Raw genomic sequence first — 16,888 nt, forward strand, 5'->3', positions numbered from 1 at the left:
TTTTGATAAGAATTTTTTAAATAAATATAAAATTTAGAAGTTAATAATTTTTTTAAATAAATGGCATTATAATGACTTTGCAAATTTTAATGCAAAGGAGCTAAAATGCGTTTAATCTTTAAGGCGGTGTTACTCATGATTTTAGGTGCTACTTTAGCGGTTGCTAAGCCAACCATCTACATCCTAGCTACTGGTGGAACGATAGCAGGAAGCGGCTCAGGATCGCTTGATTCGAGCTATACTTCTGGAACTGTTACGGTCGATAAACTAATCGCAGCCGTGCCAGATATCAACAAGATCGCTACCATAAAAGGTGAGCAAATTTCAAATATCGGCTCACAGGATATGAACAATGAAGTTTGGCTAAAGCTTGCAAATAGAATCAACGAACTTCTAAACAGTGGCAAGGCTGATGGTATCGTCGTTACTCACGGCACAGATACTATGGAGGAGACAGCTTACTTTCTAAATTTAGTAGTTAAAAGCGACAAACCAGTTGTGCTTGTAGGTGCGATGAGAAATAGCGGCTCACTAAGCGCAGACGGTCCACTAAATTTATTTAACGCTGTAAACGTAGCTATTAGTAAAGATAGCGTAGGCAAGGGTGTTGTGGTCACTATGAATGACGAAATTCACGCTGCTAGAGAGGTAACCAAAACCAACACAACAGGCGTTGATACATTTAAATCACCAAACAGCGGTAAGATCGGCACAGTCTTTTATGGCAACGTAAAATACTATATGAATCCGATCAGAAAACACACAGCAAGCTCAGCATTTGACCTAGAGGGCGTAAAAGAGCTTCCAAGAGTTGATATCATCTACTCTCACGCAAATGACAACCCTGACTTTGTAAATGTAGCTGTTAAAAATGGAGTAAAAGGTATAATTAGCGCTGGCCTTGGCAACGGCAACCCTTACTTTAGCGTGCTTGACGCACTTGGCGAGGCTTCAAAAGCTGGCGTAGTGGTAGTTCGTGACTCACGTGTAGGAAGCGGCGAAACGACTATGAACGGCGAGGTGAACGACGCAAAATACGGCTTTTTAACAAGCGACAACCTAAACGCGCAAAAAGCTAGAGTGCTTTTGATGCTTGCGCTTACAAAAACAAGCGACAAAGCCAAAATTCAAGAGTATTTCTTAACTCACTAAAAAAGAGGCGGCTTAGTCCGCCTTTTAAATTTAAGCTATAAATTTGATCGCAGGATCAGATCTATAGCTTAAATTTTTATATTTGTTAGCTAAATTTTAAGGCTTTTTATGGACTTCTTACTCTTTTTCGCCACGCTTGCTCCTATCTCGCTAATGCCAGGCATCAACATGACCTATGCGATGAGTATCGGTATGAGTTTTGGCTACAAGTACTCGCTTATTATGATGACCGGACAGCTTCTTTCGCTTGCTTTCGTGGCGTTTTGCTGTATGCTTGGTGCGGGCGCTGTGCTTCATCATTTTGAGTATGCATTTAAGGCGCTAAACATCATCGCAGGGCTTTATATGCTCTATCTTGGCGCGATGCTTCTTTTTGGCAAGGGCGAGCTTAGCGTAACAAACGTCTCAAATTTACCAAGCAAAAAGCAGATGTTTATAAACGGCCTCATCGTTTGCGTCACAAATCCAAAGGCATGGATATTTTTCTCAGCCTTGCTGCCTACATTTTTGGACAAAGACGATCCCTTTAGCCTAACTCGTATGTGCTTGATCACGGCAACGCTCGTTTTCATCGAGTTTTGCTCGCTAAATATCTATGCGCTTGGCGGAGCTATGCTAAAGAAATTTTTACAAACGCACCTAAGGCTGCTTGAAATTTGCACCGCCATTATCGTCTGCACGATCGGCGTACTTTTACTTTTTAGATAAATTTAGCCTCTTTTTATATAGCTTGGCTAAAATTTGCTCGGTTTGCGCTACATTTTTGGCAAAAGGAGAAAAAGATGAAAAAATTTCTATTTATACTTACAAATCAACCATACAACGGTACCGATAATGCTTACAACGCATTAAGGCTAGCTAAAACGCTAAAAGAAAAAGGCGAAGAGGTTAGAATTTTTCTAATGAACGACGCAGTCGATCTTGCGCGAAATAGCACAAAAAAGCCGGAAAACTACGACGTAGATCTAGTAGCGATGTTAAAAGAGCTTTACGCTAGCGGTGCTATGCTAAAGGTTTGCGGTAGCTGTCAAACGAGGTGCGGTTTGCATGCAGGAGAGCCTTACTTCGAGGCTGAGGTGAAAGGCAGCATGGATATCTTGTCCGAGTGGGTTAGGCAGTGCGATCAAGCGATGACGTTTTAGAGTAGGCGAAAGAGAATTTATGAGCGTAACATTTAAGGTAAAAAATAAAAAGAAGCTTTTGGGCGGATATGAAAAGGCGCTAAGCGAGCGCGAAATTTCAGAGTTTATAGAGGGATTTTGCTTTTTTAATAGCCAAAACGACGAGCCGAGCGAGCTTTCGCTAAACGAAAACGTGATGATTGCTGGCGTATGGCAAAAGAGCGCTCGCGGCTTTGAACTAAACTATGAAGACGGCAAATATATCGTCCGAGTCTGTACTCCAAGCGGCGTTGGCGACTGGCAGACGGCGATTTTGTTTCTTTCTAAAATTTCAGCCAAAACCGGCTCGAAAATAGAGCGCGACAATAAAGAAATTTACGATAGCGAGCAAATTTTAAAATTTGATTATGAAGCCGACATAATGTGGGGACTTGAGGCTCTAAAGGAGGCAAAAGAGAAAAATCAAACGCTTTATATCTCTGGCCTGGAGCGCGACGTGGCGTTTGATGCGGTTATGATAGATGAAATTTTTGCAAGCGCCGGCCCTGCGGCTAAATTCGATGAGATGATGAGGCAGGTGCAGTATCTTGACGCTTATAGCGCAAGAGAGAATTTATACGAAGATAAAGACGGTAGCGAAATTTTTGGCGCGTATACGCTTAGCGAAAATTTACCGACTATCTTGCCTTACGCTCCATCCCCTTCGTGGCAAGCGCAAGAAGTTCTAGGAGAGCGCAAGGTCTCGCGCTGGATACTTACGCTAGTAGTCGGCGTAGACGATAGGGACGCGCACGTGCTCGGCGAATGTGAATATGGCGCTTTTATGGCAAATCTGCCAAAAGAAAAATATCGCTTCATAGACGCCGCAAATATACTAGTTGAGCCGCTTAGCGAAGAAGAGATGAGAGAAATTTTTAAAAAGGCAAATGAGGCTTAGGCTTAAATTTGATAAACCGCCCGGAAATGAAAATTGCCTCAGGCTTGCTTAAAAATTTAAATCGGTTTCAAGCGCGGATTCAAACTCGTAAAAGATAGAATTTACCGGTATTGCCGCTTTTTGGCTAAATTAGGCGAAATTTTAACCCAAACTAATCTAGGCTTTGCGTGATTTGAAAAAGGATAAAAATGAAAATTTTAAAGGCTATTTTAGCGGCGGTATCGGCGGTTTGTTATCTAAACTCGACCGTTTTACCGCAAAACGACTGGAGCAAAAGAGAGCTAAAAGGCGAGGTAAAAAGCATGACGGCTACGGAGTATGAATACTCTATGGACGGCTCCGGGACGCTAGAAAATACGCGCTTAAAGCGGACGGAGTTTAACGAAAACGGCTATATAGTGCAAGAAACCGAGCATATAAACGGCGTACCGAACGGCTCGGTTTTGTTTGAGTACGGCAAAGACGGGCTAGTGCGCAAAAAGTATCAAGATAGCGCCGTTTATCTCTACGAATACGAATTTGACGGCGAAAATTTAGTCGCGACGGCCAAAGAACAGCACGTGGAGGATAAATTTTATCCCCGAATGGAGAAAATTACCTACGGCAAGGACGGCAAAATGATCGCTAGAGCGGCGTATTCGGGCGGGACGCTAGTGACGGACGATAGCTACGTCTACGACGAAAAGGGCGTTTTAACGCGGATAGAAAATAATATGGAGCTGCGCCACGGCATAGAGATAAGCTTCGAGCGCAAGCCAAACGGCGAATACGAAAAAATCACGCAAGCCCCGGGCTCAAAATGGGTTTATTACTACGCCGCAAACGGCGACGAGATGGAGTATACGTCGGTAAATTACTTCGGTTCGCAGGCAAAAATCGGGCAAATCTTGCAGTTTAAGGATATAATCAGGGACGAGCGGGGAAATTTGACGCATAAAACCTCGGTCAAATTTAAGCCCGCGGACAAATACTACGAAAACGGCGACATAACGGAAATCGGCCTATATAAAAAGCTGGAAATCAGCTACGAATACTACTAAAGTAAATTTTTGAGCTAAGGCTATTTTTCCGAAAAAATTTCGCCGTTTATTATGGATTTAACCGTTAAAAATCCGACTATCAAAATCGAAGCGACTAGAGCCGCAAAAGCGCCGACGCCTAAAACTAAGTAAAAATCGCTTTGCGTAATTTCGTAAGCTTTTAAAAACGCTATGGAGCTAGCGGCCGTCGGGAAGGTAAAAGCCCACCACGATAGGGCGAATTTGAGTTTAATAAATCTTTTATACGAAAAAAGTATAAGCGCGGCGAAAAATACGTTTATATTAAGCAGTATCGCCGCAAAAGCGTCGAATCGCTCGGTTAATTTTACGTATCCTAAAAACGCCATAGCCGGCGGCGCTAGCGTAATGACTAGCGTCGGGACGAATTTGTCGGCTAACTTATCGCAAAAAACTAACCTATAAAATATAACGGCGAATAAAATAATCCAGAAAAATAGCCCCAAACTAAAATAATACCAGATCGCTTGAGATTTTTCGGCTATGATCGGGATTAGCAAGTTGCCCACTACGGGGATAAACCATGCCGGATTTAGCGTCGCGATATCGAATTTTTCGTCGATCCAAAAAGAAATTACGTAAAGCGTAAAAATCGTCTGCAAGCCTAAAGCCGCGTAAAAAAGCGAGTAGTATAGTAGCGGCGCGTCTTTGTAGGCTAGAGCTAAAAGAAAAAGCGAAATAATAAATCCGCCGAAAAAATTTATCTTTATAGGGTGCGAAAATTCGGCCTTTACTTCTTCTTTAAATTTTAAAAGCTTAAAGAGGTAAAACGCCGAAAGTAGGCAAAATACCGTGCAGTCTAGCGCTCTAAGCGCCGAGAATATCTCGCCGGGCAAATCAAATATCTCGCTTAATTTCTTATAAGCCGCGCAAAGCCCTCCAAGCCCCATAGTACCGGCAAAAAGCATAATCGGAAGCGATTTTATTTTGCTTTGTGAGTCGTTTTGCTTAACGTCGTGCATTGTTTTTCTTTTCGTATTAAATTTTTATGCAATATTACCTATAATAAGGTTAAATTTTTGTAACGAAGTCACGAAAGGGCAAAATGCTAAGCGAAGAGTTAAAAGAAATTTTGCGCGAGAGGTTTACGAATAATTTCGATCTAGCAAGCGAGGATCTAAATGTGATCTTTGCTAACGCGTATCTAAAAACCGTAAAAAGGGGCGATATATTTTACTCCGGAAACGATTGCTTAGGATTTATCCTTATACTAAAAGGCGTTTTAAGGGCGTTCGTGTCGTCTAGCGCAAAGGAAATAACGATATTTAGACTAACTAAAGACGAGAGTTGCGTGCTGTGCGATACGTGTTCTATAAATTCGCTAGAAAATAAAGTAAGCGTCGAAATCGAGCAAGATAGCGAGATCATCGTTATTCCGGCGCGAATTTACAAACCTCTTAAAGAAAAATATCCGAGCATTTTAAATTTTACTCTAAAAATCGTAGCCGATCGGTTTGCCAGAACGATAAACGTTATGGAACAGGCTTTGTTTTCGCCACTTTCGGCGCGGATTATGAATTTTTTATCCCAAAGCATCGAAAACCTAAACGAAAATTTTATAAAAATAACTCACGAAGAGCTGGCGAATCATCTAGGAAGCGCTAGAGAAGCGGTATCTAGGGTGCTAAAAGAGCTTGAGAGAAGCGGGCAAATAACGCAAAGCCGCGGCGAAATAAGGCTTGTTTCTTAAGATTCTCGTTTTAAGGTAACTTTGTTACGGAGAGAGCGGCCTTTTTTATGTAGCATTTCATAAACTCGTTTGAAAGGAGAATTTATGAAAGGACTGCAAAGAAGAGACGCTTTAAAGCTAATGGGGGGCTGCGGGACTAGCCGCTGGTATGAGCGGTTGCTCGGCAACGGGCGACGAAAACGACGATATAAATTCTAAAATCGTCATAATGGGCGCGGGACTTAGCGGTATCGCGTTGGCGGCTAAACTTAGAAGAGATATGCCTAACGCCAAGGTAATTCTCGTGGATAAAGACGAGAAATTTTACTATCAGCCGGGTTTTACGCTAATCGCCGTCGGAATTTACGAAGCTAGCGACGTCGTTTACGAAAAAGCGGATTATATCCCGCAAGGAACCGAGTGGATACGCAAAAACGTATCGGAGATAAAGCCCGAAGCCAATCTGCTCGTCTTAGACGACGGGAGCGAGCTCGGGTATGATTATCTAATCGTAGCAAGCGGCGTGGAATACGATTTTGAAGCCGTTAAGGGGCTGAGCTTAGAGGATATTAACGATACGAGCGGCAATATATCCTCCGTCTACACCCTACAAGGCGCCGTAAAGAGCAACGAGCTGATGAAAAAATTCTCTCAAAACGGCGGCTCGGCTGTATTTTGCGATCAAAAAACCCCGATGAAATGCAGCGGCGCTAATAAAAAAGTAACATGCATGAGCGAAGATAGGCTGAGGTTGGCTGGCAACCGCGATAAAGGCAGCGTTAATCTTTACGTCGGCGGCGGCAAGCTTTTCGGCGATCCGACTTATGCCGCGGCGATGACTCAAATAATGATAAAAAGAAAGATAAAATTTAATCTTCGCCACCAAATCGTAGCCGTCGATAAAAGCTCAAATACCGCTACTTTCGAGTTTTGGACGGCGTATAGGCAAAACGGCGAAGATAAAATCGCGTCCGAGCTAATCGACGTAAAATACGACTGGCTTCACTTGCCGCCTAAGCAAAAAGGAAGCGAAATTTTAGCTCGCGCCGGCCTAACCAAAGAGGGCGACAAGCTAAATTTTTTAGCCGTCGATAAATACAGCCTGCAAAGCATTAAATTTAAAAATATATTCGGTATCGGCGATATTTGCGGATTTGCGGCCGGCAAAACGGGGGCTAGCGTTAGGAAAATGTATCCGATCTTAGCTAAAAATTTAGCCGATACGATAAAAGGACGAGAACCTAGCGAGAAATTTACCGGATATACGGCTTGCCCTTTTATTACCAAATACGGCAAGGCCATAATGGTAGAGTTCGACTGGGAGGGAACGGCTCCGACGTTAGAGTGCTTCGGCGCTACTAGAGAGAGCTATATGAGTTGGCTGGTTAAAATTTACGGATTTAAACCTATGGTTATGAACGGAATGCTAAAAGCTTTAGCTTAAAGGAGATAAAAATGAGCGTTTTAGATAAAACTATACGTTTGATTATAGCGGCGATTTGGTTTTTTATTTTCGGATTTATTTGCGACTGCTGGTTGTGGACGGTCGGGCTAATTCCGCTTTTAACGGGATATTACGGTTACTGCCCGCTTTATAAAATTTTTAAAAAAAGGTAAAATATGGTAAGCGTAAAAAGTAGAATTATTAGGGTCGTACTGGGGCTGATTTTTACGGTAGCGGTTTGGTATTTTTACGAGAGCTACTGGGCGTTAATCGGGTTAATCCCGATTATCGTCGGCGTTACGGGTTTTTGCCCGGCGTGTAAATTCTTGGGCAGGTGCTCTTTAAAATTAAAAAAATAAAAGGGGCGTTGTTTAACGCCCTTTGCCTTGCCCTTTAGCCGTTTAGGCCGCAAATTTTATTCGCCGTTTGATGAATTATTTAGCTACTTTTGGCTAAAATCTCGAAAATTTAAAAAAGGCGAAACGATGAATAAAGTTTGGAAATTCGGCGACAATATCGATACCGATATAATTATCGCCGCCAGATACTTAAATACTTCCGACGAAAATATCTTAGCAAAACATATAATGGAGGATGCCGATCCTAATTTTAGCTCCAAGATAGATAAGGGCGACATTATCGTAGCGGGCGAGAATTTCGGCTGCGGTAGCTCTCGCGAGCACGCTCCTATCGCGCTTAAAGCTGCCGGTGTAGGCGCGGTGATAGCTAAAAGCTATGCGAGAATTTTTTATAGAAATAGCTTTAATACGGGACTTTTGATACTCGAGATCAAAGAAACGGACGAGATAAACGAGGGTGATGAGCTAAAAATAGACGTAGATAACGGCGCGATCGTAAATTTAACCAGCGGCAAAGAGTATAAATTTAGCCCTATACCGCCGTTTATGCAAGAGCTTCTAAACGCCGGCGGACTTATAGAATACGCAAAAGTAAAGTTGGATTAAATAATGAGAGAATATAAAATTTGTGTTATAAAAGGCGATGGCATCGGCCCTGAGATCATAGATGAGGCGATAAAAATTTTAGATGTTGTTAGCGCTGAGTTTGGGATAAAATTTGAGTACGACTACAAGCTTATGGGCGGTGCAGCTTATGATGTATTTGGCGTGCCTTTGCCAGATGAGACGCTTAGTTCTGCTCTAAGCTCTGATGCTGTGCTTTTTGGAGCGATCGGCGGCGAGAAGTGGGATAGTTTGCCAAGACATCTAAGGCCAGAGAGTGGGCTTTTAAAGATTAGAAAAGAGCTTGAAGCTTATGCAAATTTACGCCCCGCCATTGTTTTTGATGAGCTAGTGGATGCTAGCACGCTAAAACCAGAGGTTTTAAGAGGCGTTGATTTTGTCGTGGTTCGTGAGCTGACAGGTGGACTTTATTTTGGACAGCCACGTGAAAAAGGCGAAGATAGAGCGTTTAATACGATGGTTTATTCTAAAATGGAGATCGAACGCATCGCAAAGATCGCCTTTGAGACGGCTATGCTTCGCAAGAAAAAGGTCTGCATGGTCGATAAGGCAAATGTGCTTGAGACAAGCCAGCTTTGGCGTGAGGTGACTAGCGAAGTGGCAAAGGGCTATCCTGAAGTAGAGCTTAGCTTTATGTATGTGGATAATGCGGCGATGCAGCTAGTAAGAGCTCCAGCAAATTTTGACGTCATCCTTACTGAAAATTTATTTGGCGACATCTTAAGCGATGAGGCGAGTATGGTCTGTGGCTCGATAGGACTTTTGCCAAGTGCTAGCATGGGTGGCAAAGTGGGAATTTATGAGCCGATACACGGCTCAGCTCCAGACATCGCAGGGCAGGGCATAGCAAATCCGATTGCGACCATTTTAAGTGCAGCGATGATGCTAAGATACGCATTTAGTGAAAATGAAGCCGCAGATGCGATAGAAAATGCTGTGAAAGAGGCACTTGCAAAAGGCTATAGAACAAAAGATATCGCTGCTTTTAACGCAGTTGAAATTTGCTCAACTAGCGAGATAGGCGATGTTATCGCAGGATTTATCAAAAAATGAAAAACACAATCACTGAAGCACTGATCTACGAAGCTCAGGGGCTAAAAGATGATGCACTTGAAATTTATAAAAATATCTTAAAGCAAGATCCATCAAACAAAGATGCCCTTAGCGCGATAAACCGCCTGAGCGGACTTCGTAAAGAGCGAGCAATAAAAAACGAGCAGATGAAAGAGTTTTTTATAGCGATGAAAAGTGATGAAGAGATAAATGAATTTAAAAGGTGGTTGATAAGATTATGAAGCTTGATGATATCGCTAGAATGGCAATCAGTGAGGTTAGCGCTGAGCTTGAAAAAATAGAAGCACTGCAAAATAAAAAGCAAGAAGAGCTCGAGCGAGAGAATTTAAAAAAAGAGCTTTTGGCCATAGAGAATAATGAAAATGCGCTAAATAATGAGCTAAAAGTTGAGGCAAATTTACAAAACGAGCAAGCATTTGAGGTAAAAGAGGAGCCAGTAAGTCCAATAAAAAATAGAGAGGTGAGCGAAGAGAAAATTTTCTTAGCAAATCTTGCTGAACGCATAGAAGTGCTTTTTGAAGGGCTTAAACAAACTAGTGAACAAAATCTCGCTTCAAGGCTTGAGCTAACGACAAAATTTTTAGAATTTACCCTTGCAAATATCGAAAATAGACTCCAAAATCTCTCAAAATAAGCCATTAAATGGCTCAAAAAATGAGATAAAAATCAAAAATGAAATTTATAAAAATAGCGAGCTAGACTTTTTTAGGTCGCTATTTGCTCCATTTACTTCACGTGTCTATCTAGTTGGTGGCTGCGTGAGAGATGCGTTCTTGGGGCGAGAAATTTATGATTATGACATCGAAGTTTATGACATTGAGCCTTTAAAATTTAATGAGCTAATGGCTAGCATAGGCGCTAGCGGTGTTGGTAAAAGCTACTTCATTTACAAATACAAAAACTACGACATTGGGCTTCCAAGAAGCGAGAGCAAAACTGGAAATTCGCACAAAGACTTTGCGGTAAGCTATATTAATGATCCCAAAATGGCGAGCCTTAGGCGAGATTTTAAGATAAATGCCATGATGATGAATATCTTTAATGGAGAAATTTTAGACTTTTACGGCGGAAAGCAAGATTTAGCAAACAAGATATTAAGGCACATTGATAGTGAAAAATTTAAAGAAGATCCACTAAGGGTGCTTAGAGGAGTGCAATTTAGCTCTAGGCTTGATTTTAGCATAGCTGATGAGACGCTAGCTCTTATGAAAAGCCTTAGTTTGGAGCATCTAAGCAGAGATAGGATAAATACTGAGCTTATTAAATTTTTTCGAGCAAAGCATCTTGAAAAGGGAGCTTACTATCTTTTTGAACTTGGACTTTTTAAAGAAATTTTTGGTACACAAATTTCTATGGACGATGAGTTTTTAAGCGATCTTAAGAGTGCTAGAGAATTTATGGATGATGAGAGATTATTTTTGTATCTATTTTTTGGAAAATTTGAGTCTAATGCAAAAGAAATTTTAGAGAAAATGCGTCTACCAAAGAGCTACTTTTCTATCTTAAAGCAGCCTTATTTTAAGGACATGCCAAGCGATAAAGAGCTAATGCAAATAGCTTTAAATATGCCCATAAAATCATGGCTTGGAGCTTATAATAAAGAGCGGATAGAGCGTGCCAAGAAGCTTGGAATTTATGAGGCAAAATTTGACGCGAAAGTCGATGTGACAGAAATTTTATCAGCTGGTTTTAAAAACGAAGAGATCGCAAAAGAGATAAAACGTAGACAAGAGCTTGAAATTTCAAAATATCTAAGCGAGCATAAGCCTAGAAAAGATTAGTCTTTAAAACTCTTAAAAGCCCATTTTGGCTAAAATAGGCTAGTTTATAACACTTTTTAAGGCAAAGAAAGCTTATGTTTAACATAATCTTAGTTCATCCTCAGATACCGCAAAATACTGGAGCTATCGGTAGAATGTGCGTTAATGCAAATTTAAAGCTACATATCGTTAAGCCAACGGTCTTTGATCTGAGTGAAAAGGCTGTTAGACGAGCAGGGCTTGATTACTGGAAAATTTTAAATCCAAAAATTTGGGATAGTTTGGAAGAATTTTTAGAAGCAAACTTAAGCCACAAGGATAGATTTTTCTTCGCTACCACAAAGACAAATAGGCTTTACTACGAGGCCGAGTTTAAGCCAGGAGATTTTATATTTTTTGGTGGCGAGAGTACTGGGCTGCCAAGAGAATTTATGGATATAAATTTTAAAAATGCCATAACCATACCTATGGGAAAAGAGGGCAGGAGCTTAAATTTAGCTATGAGTGCTGGCATTATCGCGTATGAGGCGATCAGGCAAAATATCACTGAATTTGACTTTAGGAGTGAGATTTGAGAGTAGTTTTTGCTTTGGTTTTTACCATTTTAGTGGCATTTGCGAGTGAAATTAGCATCGCAACTTATAATGTGCAAAATTTATTTGATTGCAAAGATGATGGTGGCGAGTATCTTGATTTTAAAGTAGGCGTATCCAAATGGGACTGCGAGGCAGCTGATTCAAAACTACAAAGGACAAGACAAGTCATAAATGCACTAAATACCGACATTATCGCACTTCAAGAGATCGAAAATGAACAGGTTTTAAAAGCTCTAGTAAGTGATAGCGAGTATAAATTTGTTAGTTTTACAAAGGAGAAAAACTCACCTATTGGGCTTGGGCTTGTTTCAAAGTTGCAGCCAAGTGGTAGTGAAATTTTTAAAGTTTCAAACGTAAAGACGAGAAATATTCTAAAGGTTATTTTTGAGACGGAAGGTAAGAGATTTAGCATATTTGTAAACCACTTTCCAACTTATAAAAATGGTATAAATATGCAAAAAAAGGCTGAAAAAACGTTAAGAACGGCTCTAAGTAAAGAGAAAAATGCGATTATTTTGGGTGATTTTAACTCGCCCTTTGGACAAAAATCCATCCTAAATGACATCATTGCAACGAGAAATTTTTATGATCTTTATAAAGAGCTTGAGCCAAAAGATAGATATTCTCACGCAGTGCATGGCAAAAAAAGAGCGATCGATCATGTTTTGCTTTCACCTAGTTTTATGGAAAATGGCGATCTAAGCTATGTTGGTGGTAGTTTTGAAGTCTTTAAACCAAGCTTTGCAGTTGATGAAAAAGGCTTTGCAAAGAGTGACCTTTATTCGGATCACTTTGCATTAAAGTTTAAAATTTCAACTGATCCAAGCCCAGTGAAAAAAGGATTTGTAAGTAAAATTTTTAAAAAAGATGAAAACAATGCCAATAAAAAAACAAGCGAACAAAGCTATAAGACGGCTGATGTGGATACGCTTTTTGATCATCCAGAGGTAGTGCCAGTCGTGATTGAAAAAGCGGTTGTTATCTTAAAAGATAAGCATGGCTTTATTATCTCGAAAAATCACCGCGGAATTTATGTCTATGATCCTAAAAATAGCGTTACTGTAGGCGAAGAGCTAGATATTTTAGTAAGGCGAATGAAAATTTATAAAGATGCGCTTGAAGTCAGCTCTTATGAGATCATAAATGAGTATGGCACAAAAGATATTAACGAAAATTTACTAGATGCATCGCAATTAAGCGAAGCTAGAAGTGGCGATGTCTTTGCTAAAATTTCGGGTAGACTAGAGAGGAGGGGCTATCTGCATACACCATACGGTAAGATCAGGGTTTATAGTAAGAAAAAGCTAAAAGATGGCGAGTATAGTTTTGAAAACGCGAGAGTTAAAATTTACAAGAGAGAAAACCAAATCGTTGTGGAGTAGAGAGTGCAAATTTTAGATATTTTTATGATTACGGCGTTTGTTTTATTTCTTGTTTTTATGATAAGAGGCGTCGTTTTGCAGTCACAAGAGAAGGAGAGAGTAAGAAAAATGGTAAGAGAAAAAAGAGAAAATTTTAATAAAAAGAGTGAAATATGAAAGAGTTATTATTAGAAATTGGAGTTGAGGAGCTTCCAGCGATACCGTTTTTAAGGGAACTACCAAATATCAATGCTAAATGGCAGGCTGTTCTTGAAAAATATAACATCACAAGTGAGTTTAAATTTTATTATACGCCGCGTCGCTTGGTCTTTTTTCATGAGAAATTTCCACAATCTCAGCCTGATAGCGTGGCTAGCTTTATCGGTGCGCCAAAGCAAGTAGCGCTAAAAGACGGAGCTTTCACAAAGGCTGCGCTTAGCTTTGCAAACAAATGCGGCATAAGCGAGAGCGAGCTTAAATTTAAAGAGATAGACGGCAAAGAGGTGCTTTACTACGAAAAAGAGGTAAAAGGCGAGCCGGTTGCTAAGATAATGGGCGAGATGGTTGAGGAGTTTTTAAAGAGTCTTAACTTTGGCAAGTCTATGCGCTGGGGCAACGGCGAGTTTGAGTTTATCCGCCCGATAAGATCGTTTTTGTGTTTGCTTGGTGATGAGGCCATAAAATTTAATAAATTTGGCGTAGAGAGCAGTGATTCAACCTATCCGCACAGAAGTATTAGCTATGACAAGATAAAAATTTCAAACATAAAAGAGTATTTTGAAGATTCAAAGAAGCGTGGCATCGTGCTTGAGGCAGATGAGAGAGAAAAAATAATCCTTGATGAGTTTGAAAAAATTAGCCAAAAAAGCGGGCTAAAGATCGAGATCGATAGAGATCTATTGGCTGAAGTTGTGGCGATCACCGAGTATCCGACAGCACTTCTTGGCTCGTTTGAAGAGGAATTTTTGGAGGTGCCAAGCGAGGTCATCATTACTTCCATGAAAGAAAATCAGCGCTACTTCCCAGTCTTTAAAGATAATAAGCTCGCAAATGGCTTTGTAGTCGTTAGTAACGCCATAACGCAGGACTACTCGCTCATCATCAAGGGCAACGAAAAGGTGCTAAGAGCAAGGCTAAGTGATGCGATGTTCTTTTGGCAAAGCGACCTAGCGCACGAATTTAGCCCAGAAAAACTAAAAAATATAACTTATCTAAAAGAGCTTGGAAGCATCTACGAAAAAGAGCTTAGAGAGCTAAAAGTGGCCAAAAAACTTGCTAGCAACTACGATGAGCTACTTAAAAAAGAGGTTGGCGAGTACGCGGCTAAGCTTGAGCGAGCTGTGATGCTAAGCAAGGCCGATCTTACAACGCAGATGGTTTATGAGTTTACCGAGCTTCAAGGCATCATGGGTGCTTACTATGCAAAGGCTAAAAACGAGGATGAAGACGTCGTTTTAGCCATAAAAGAGCAGTATTTGCCAGACGGCGAGGAGGCGCAGTGCCCAAGCAAGGTATTTAGCTCGGTTGTGGCGCTTTCAAATAAGCTTGATACACTAATGGGACTCTTTAGTATCGGCAAAATCCCAAGTGGCACCAAAGACCCATACGCTCTAAGGCGTGCGGCAAATGGCGTGATAAAGATCGTTTTGGCACATAATTTGAAATTTAATGTAAAAGAAATTTTAGAAGATATCGCAAAAGACTATAAAAAATTTGACGTTGAAGTGCTTATAAATTTCATCCTTGATAGGCTTTACACTTTCTTTGACGCAAATGCTTCTATCGTAAAAGCGTGCATAAAAAGCGGTGAAAAGGACATCTTGGAGCTAACTAAGATGATAGAGGCGCTTGCTAAAATTTCAAGCGAGCCAAATTTTCGGGAGAATTTCTCGACATTTAAGCGCCTTGCAAACATCATAAAAGATGATAAATTTAGCAAGGTCGATGAGAGCCTCTTTGAGATAGATGCTGAAAAGGCCTTAAATGATGCATTTAAAGCGGTCGATAAGGGCCTAGCGTATGAGCCAAGGCTAAAAGCGCTATTTGCCCTAAAACCACAGATTGATGAGTTTTTTGACAAAGTTATGATAAACGTTGAAAATGAGAAAGTGCGAAATAATCGCATTGCTATCATTGGTCAAATTTATAGCGAGATACTAAAAGTAGCTGATATAAAAGAGATCAGCTTTTAAATTTGCGCCAGCTTCAGGCTCTTGCCTAGGCTGGCTTTTTAAAATTTATATTCCTAAAACTACCTAAAAATATCAAATTCTGGCTCATAAGCCTTAGTTTTTACCCCAAAATATCCAAGAACTGAGCTAAAGATAAAATCATGCGAAAGACTTTCGTTTTTTCTAGCTTTTAGCCTTTTTAAAAGCCCACTATCGCTTGAAAAGACGATGGCTGGGATGTGTTTTTGCTCATCTGGAGCGATGGAATAAGGCAGACCATGTAAATATATACCGTTTTCACCTAGGCTCTCCCCGTGATCTGAGAAAAAGAACATGGTGACTTCAAATTCATCTTTTCTTGCTTCAAGGGCGTTTATTAGCTCGCTTTGTAGATAGTCCTCATATAAAATAGTGTTGTCGTAGGTATTTGCTATCTCATCTGGCGTGCATTTGTTTAGCTCGGCAGTATCGCAAGTTGGGGTAAATTCTTTAAATTTACTTGGGTAGCCTTTGTAGTAGATAGGGCCGTGTGAGCCTTGTAAGTGTAACACGATAAAGGTAGTAGAATTTGTATCTTCTATGACCTTTTTTGCTTCATTAAATATCGCTTCGTCAAAGCCTTCTGCTCTGTGATCTGAAGTGTAGTTTTGATCAAGATTATCGCAAACACCCTTGCAACCGCCGCTATTATTGCCAAAAAAGTATGTCTTTATGCCAAGTTTATTGATGATATCAACTAAATTTTCACGAGCTTTTGCTTCGCGGTTGCTAAAATTTTCTCGCTTTAAGTCTGAAAATAAGCAAGGCACACTAGTTTCTGTGGCTGTTCCACATGAGTAGAAATTTGTAAAACTTACCACGCCTTTTTGTTTAGTAAATTTATTCGTATCGTTTTTGGTATAGCCATTTAGTGAGTAGTTTTTACTTCTTTGCGTCTCGCCAACTATCAAAACTAAAATTTTCTTTTTGTCATCAGCTAGCGCCGCATCATCTGCTACATAGGTAAAAGGTAGTGGTTTTTGTATGAGCGATTTTACTAGCTTTGCAGCCGAGTAGATGGGATAGTATGGGAGCAATGCGGTTCTTAAATTCGAATGCTCTCTAAAAAATGGTATAAAAATTTTAGACGTTAATGAAAATATGATAGCTATCGCAACTATAGAAAATGAGATAATTTTTACTCTTGATTTAAGCTCATTTTTGAAACTACCATAGTTAATTTTTACAAATAATACATATACGCAAGGTAAGATGGTTGTAAAAATTATCCAAAAAATTAAACCTATACTAAAGTAACTAAAAGCTTCTTTGGTATCGGTGTGTAGGACATTTAATAACATATCTTTATCTATAATAACACCATATGCTTGCATAAAGTAAGCAGATATGCCACTTGCTAAAATCAAAATAATCGCAACTGGCTTTAGTGAAAAAGGCAAAAATAAAATACAAAAAATACTAGCGAAAACCAAGATAAAGACAATTGCAAATATAAGAAAAAAGAATATGGAAAAAGAGAGTTGATTATTTTGTAGAAAGCCTGAAAAAACGCCCTTGTATAA

The 16,888-nt window shown here is 40.1% G+C and carries 20 protein-coding genes; 18 read left to right on the forward strand and 2 right to left on the reverse strand.

Annotated elements, in window-relative coordinates:
- Positions 1–135: 135 nt before the first annotated feature.
- The 5 genes from FZ949_RS07020 (at position 136) to FZ949_RS07040 (ending at position 4,250) form a co-directional block, all read left to right on the forward strand.
- Positions 136–1,152, forward strand: coding sequence for a type II asparaginase (locus FZ949_RS07020; RefSeq protein ID WP_410369083.1), 1,017 nt, complete (start codon positions 136–138; stop codon positions 1,150–1,152).
- Positions 1,153–1,260: 108 nt separating this feature from the next.
- A complete protein-coding gene (locus tag FZ949_RS07025) occupies positions 1,261–1,860 on the forward strand; it encodes a LysE family translocator (protein ID WP_103580280.1) in 600 nt (199 codons plus the stop codon).
- 74 nt (positions 1,861–1,934) lie between these two features.
- Positions 1,935–2,294, forward strand: a complete 360-nt coding sequence (locus FZ949_RS07030; protein WP_072594648.1) for a DsrE/DsrF/TusD sulfur relay family protein — start codon at positions 1,935–1,937, stop codon at positions 2,292–2,294.
- Between the two features lie 19 nt (positions 2,295–2,313).
- Positions 2,314–3,210, forward strand: a complete 897-nt coding sequence (locus FZ949_RS07035) for a DUF4299 family protein (RefSeq protein WP_103580279.1) — start codon at positions 2,314–2,316, stop codon at positions 3,208–3,210.
- A gap of 188 nt (positions 3,211–3,398) precedes the next feature.
- A complete protein-coding gene (locus FZ949_RS07040; RefSeq protein WP_148790292.1) occupies positions 3,399–4,250 on the forward strand; it encodes a hypothetical protein in 852 nt (283 codons plus the stop codon).
- Positions 4,251–4,270: 20 nt separating this feature from the next.
- On the opposite strand, the gene FZ949_RS07045 is transcribed toward FZ949_RS07040, so the two are convergent.
- A complete protein-coding gene (locus FZ949_RS07045) occupies positions 4,271–5,230 on the reverse strand; it encodes an SLAC1 anion channel family protein (RefSeq protein WP_103580277.1) in 960 nt (319 codons plus the stop codon).
- Positions 5,231–5,313: 83 nt separating this feature from the next.
- On the opposite strand from FZ949_RS07045, the gene FZ949_RS07050 reads away from it, so the two are divergent.
- From FZ949_RS07050 to glyS, 13 genes are all read left to right on the forward strand, one after another.
- Positions 5,314–5,958: a Crp/Fnr family transcriptional regulator gene (locus tag FZ949_RS07050; protein ID WP_148790293.1), complete on the forward strand. Its 645-nt coding sequence runs from the start codon at positions 5,314–5,316 to the stop codon at positions 5,956–5,958.
- Positions 5,959–6,106: 148 nt separating this feature from the next.
- The gene (locus FZ949_RS07055; protein WP_262367791.1) at positions 6,107–7,381 is read left to right on the forward strand and encodes an NAD(P)/FAD-dependent oxidoreductase; all 1,275 of its coding nucleotides are present in this window, start codon (positions 6,107–6,109) and stop codon (positions 7,379–7,381) included.
- Positions 7,382–7,392: 11 nt separating this feature from the next.
- Positions 7,393–7,554, forward strand: coding sequence for a YgaP family membrane protein (locus FZ949_RS07060; protein WP_021091464.1), 162 nt, complete (start codon positions 7,393–7,395; stop codon positions 7,552–7,554).
- A 3-nt stretch (positions 7,555–7,557) separates the two neighbouring features.
- Complete coding sequence (locus tag FZ949_RS07065; RefSeq protein ID WP_103580274.1) at positions 7,558–7,740, forward strand: YgaP family membrane protein; 183 nt, start codon at positions 7,558–7,560, stop codon at positions 7,738–7,740.
- 126 nt (positions 7,741–7,866) lie between these two features.
- On the forward strand, positions 7,867–8,346 hold the full coding sequence (locus FZ949_RS07070; protein ID WP_103580273.1) for a 3-isopropylmalate dehydratase small subunit: 480 nt from the start codon (positions 7,867–7,869) through the stop codon (positions 8,344–8,346).
- 3 nt (positions 8,347–8,349) lie between these two features.
- Positions 8,350–9,417 (forward strand): 3-isopropylmalate dehydrogenase, encoded by a 1,068-nt coding sequence (leuB, locus tag FZ949_RS07075; RefSeq protein WP_103580272.1) that lies wholly within the window; start codon positions 8,350–8,352, stop codon positions 9,415–9,417.
- Complete coding sequence (locus FZ949_RS07080; RefSeq protein ID WP_021091490.1) at positions 9,414–9,659, forward strand: hypothetical protein; 246 nt, start codon at positions 9,414–9,416, stop codon at positions 9,657–9,659. The genes leuB and FZ949_RS07080 overlap by 4 nt, the downstream gene beginning before the upstream one ends.
- Positions 9,656–10,072: a CiaD-like domain-containing protein gene (locus FZ949_RS07085; RefSeq protein ID WP_103580271.1), complete on the forward strand. Its 417-nt coding sequence runs from the start codon at positions 9,656–9,658 to the stop codon at positions 10,070–10,072. Before FZ949_RS07080 ends, FZ949_RS07085 begins: the two co-directional genes overlap by 4 nt.
- Positions 10,032–11,219 (forward strand): tRNA nucleotidyltransferase/poly(A) polymerase-related protein, encoded by a 1,188-nt coding sequence (locus FZ949_RS07090; RefSeq protein ID WP_103580270.1) that lies wholly within the window; start codon positions 10,032–10,034, stop codon positions 11,217–11,219. The genes FZ949_RS07085 and FZ949_RS07090 overlap by 41 nt, the downstream gene beginning before the upstream one ends.
- Positions 11,220–11,293: 74 nt before the next feature.
- Positions 11,294–11,773 (forward strand): tRNA (cytidine(34)-2'-O)-methyltransferase, encoded by a 480-nt coding sequence (locus FZ949_RS07095; RefSeq protein ID WP_148790294.1) that lies wholly within the window; start codon positions 11,294–11,296, stop codon positions 11,771–11,773.
- Positions 11,770–13,176 carry an endonuclease/exonuclease/phosphatase family protein gene (locus FZ949_RS07100; RefSeq protein WP_148790295.1) on the forward strand — a complete coding sequence of 469 codons (1,407 nt, stop codon included), beginning with the start codon at positions 11,770–11,772 and terminating at the stop codon, positions 13,174–13,176. The genes FZ949_RS07095 and FZ949_RS07100 overlap by 4 nt, the downstream gene beginning before the upstream one ends.
- A 3-nt stretch (positions 13,177–13,179) precedes the next feature.
- A complete protein-coding gene (locus FZ949_RS09355; RefSeq protein ID WP_187424721.1) occupies positions 13,180–13,332 on the forward strand; it encodes a hypothetical protein in 153 nt (50 codons plus the stop codon).
- Positions 13,329–15,347 carry a glycine--tRNA ligase subunit beta gene (gene glyS / locus FZ949_RS07105; RefSeq protein ID WP_103580268.1) on the forward strand — a complete coding sequence of 673 codons (2,019 nt, stop codon included), beginning with the start codon at positions 13,329–13,331 and terminating at the stop codon, positions 15,345–15,347. Before FZ949_RS09355 ends, glyS begins: the two co-directional genes overlap by 4 nt.
- Positions 15,348–15,406: 59 nt before the next feature.
- Here glyS and FZ949_RS07110 read toward each other — a convergent pair.
- Positions 15,407–16,888 (reverse strand): phosphoethanolamine transferase (locus tag FZ949_RS07110; RefSeq protein ID WP_148790315.1); only part of this gene is annotated, 1,482 nt, incomplete at its 5' end.

The sequence above is a fragment of the Campylobacter concisus genome, assembly GCF_902460545.1.
Classification (GTDB): domain Bacteria; phylum Campylobacterota; class Campylobacteria; order Campylobacterales; family Campylobacteraceae; genus Campylobacter_A; species Campylobacter_A concisus_AE.

What these genes read in the sequence shown, in the direction of transcription:
- FZ949_RS07020 (WP_410369083.1), top strand. Translation starts at nt 136, where the DNA reads ATGATTTTAGGTGCTACTTTAGCGGTTGCTAAGCCAACCATCTACATC.
- FZ949_RS07025 (WP_103580280.1), top strand. Translation starts at nt 1,261, where the DNA reads ATGGACTTCTTACTCTTTTTCGCCACGCTTGCTCCTATCTCGCTAATG.
- FZ949_RS07030 (WP_072594648.1), top strand. Translation starts at nt 1,935, where the DNA reads ATGAAAAAATTTCTATTTATACTTACAAATCAACCATACAACGGTACC.
- FZ949_RS07035 (WP_103580279.1), top strand. Translation starts at nt 2,314, where the DNA reads ATGAGCGTAACATTTAAGGTAAAAAATAAAAAGAAGCTTTTGGGCGGA.
- FZ949_RS07040 (WP_148790292.1), top strand. Translation starts at nt 3,399, where the DNA reads ATGAAAATTTTAAAGGCTATTTTAGCGGCGGTATCGGCGGTTTGTTAT.
- FZ949_RS07045 (WP_103580277.1), bottom strand. Translation starts at nt 5,230, where the DNA reads ATGCACGACGTTAAGCAAAACGACTCACAAAGCAAAATAAAATCGCTT.
- FZ949_RS07050 (WP_148790293.1), top strand. Translation starts at nt 5,314, where the DNA reads ATGCTAAGCGAAGAGTTAAAAGAAATTTTGCGCGAGAGGTTTACGAAT.
- FZ949_RS07055 (WP_262367791.1), top strand. Translation starts at nt 6,107, where the DNA reads ATGAGCGGTTGCTCGGCAACGGGCGACGAAAACGACGATATAAATTCT.
- FZ949_RS07060 (WP_021091464.1), top strand. Translation starts at nt 7,393, where the DNA reads ATGAGCGTTTTAGATAAAACTATACGTTTGATTATAGCGGCGATTTGG.
- FZ949_RS07065 (WP_103580274.1), top strand. Translation starts at nt 7,558, where the DNA reads ATGGTAAGCGTAAAAAGTAGAATTATTAGGGTCGTACTGGGGCTGATT.
- FZ949_RS07070 (WP_103580273.1), top strand. Translation starts at nt 7,867, where the DNA reads ATGAATAAAGTTTGGAAATTCGGCGACAATATCGATACCGATATAATT.
- leuB (WP_103580272.1), top strand. Translation starts at nt 8,350, where the DNA reads ATGAGAGAATATAAAATTTGTGTTATAAAAGGCGATGGCATCGGCCCT.
- FZ949_RS07080 (WP_021091490.1), top strand. Translation starts at nt 9,414, where the DNA reads ATGAAAAACACAATCACTGAAGCACTGATCTACGAAGCTCAGGGGCTA.
- FZ949_RS07085 (WP_103580271.1), top strand. Translation starts at nt 9,656, where the DNA reads ATGAAGCTTGATGATATCGCTAGAATGGCAATCAGTGAGGTTAGCGCT.
- FZ949_RS07095 (WP_148790294.1), top strand. Translation starts at nt 11,294, where the DNA reads ATGTTTAACATAATCTTAGTTCATCCTCAGATACCGCAAAATACTGGA.
- glyS (WP_103580268.1), top strand. Translation starts at nt 13,329, where the DNA reads ATGAAAGAGTTATTATTAGAAATTGGAGTTGAGGAGCTTCCAGCGATA.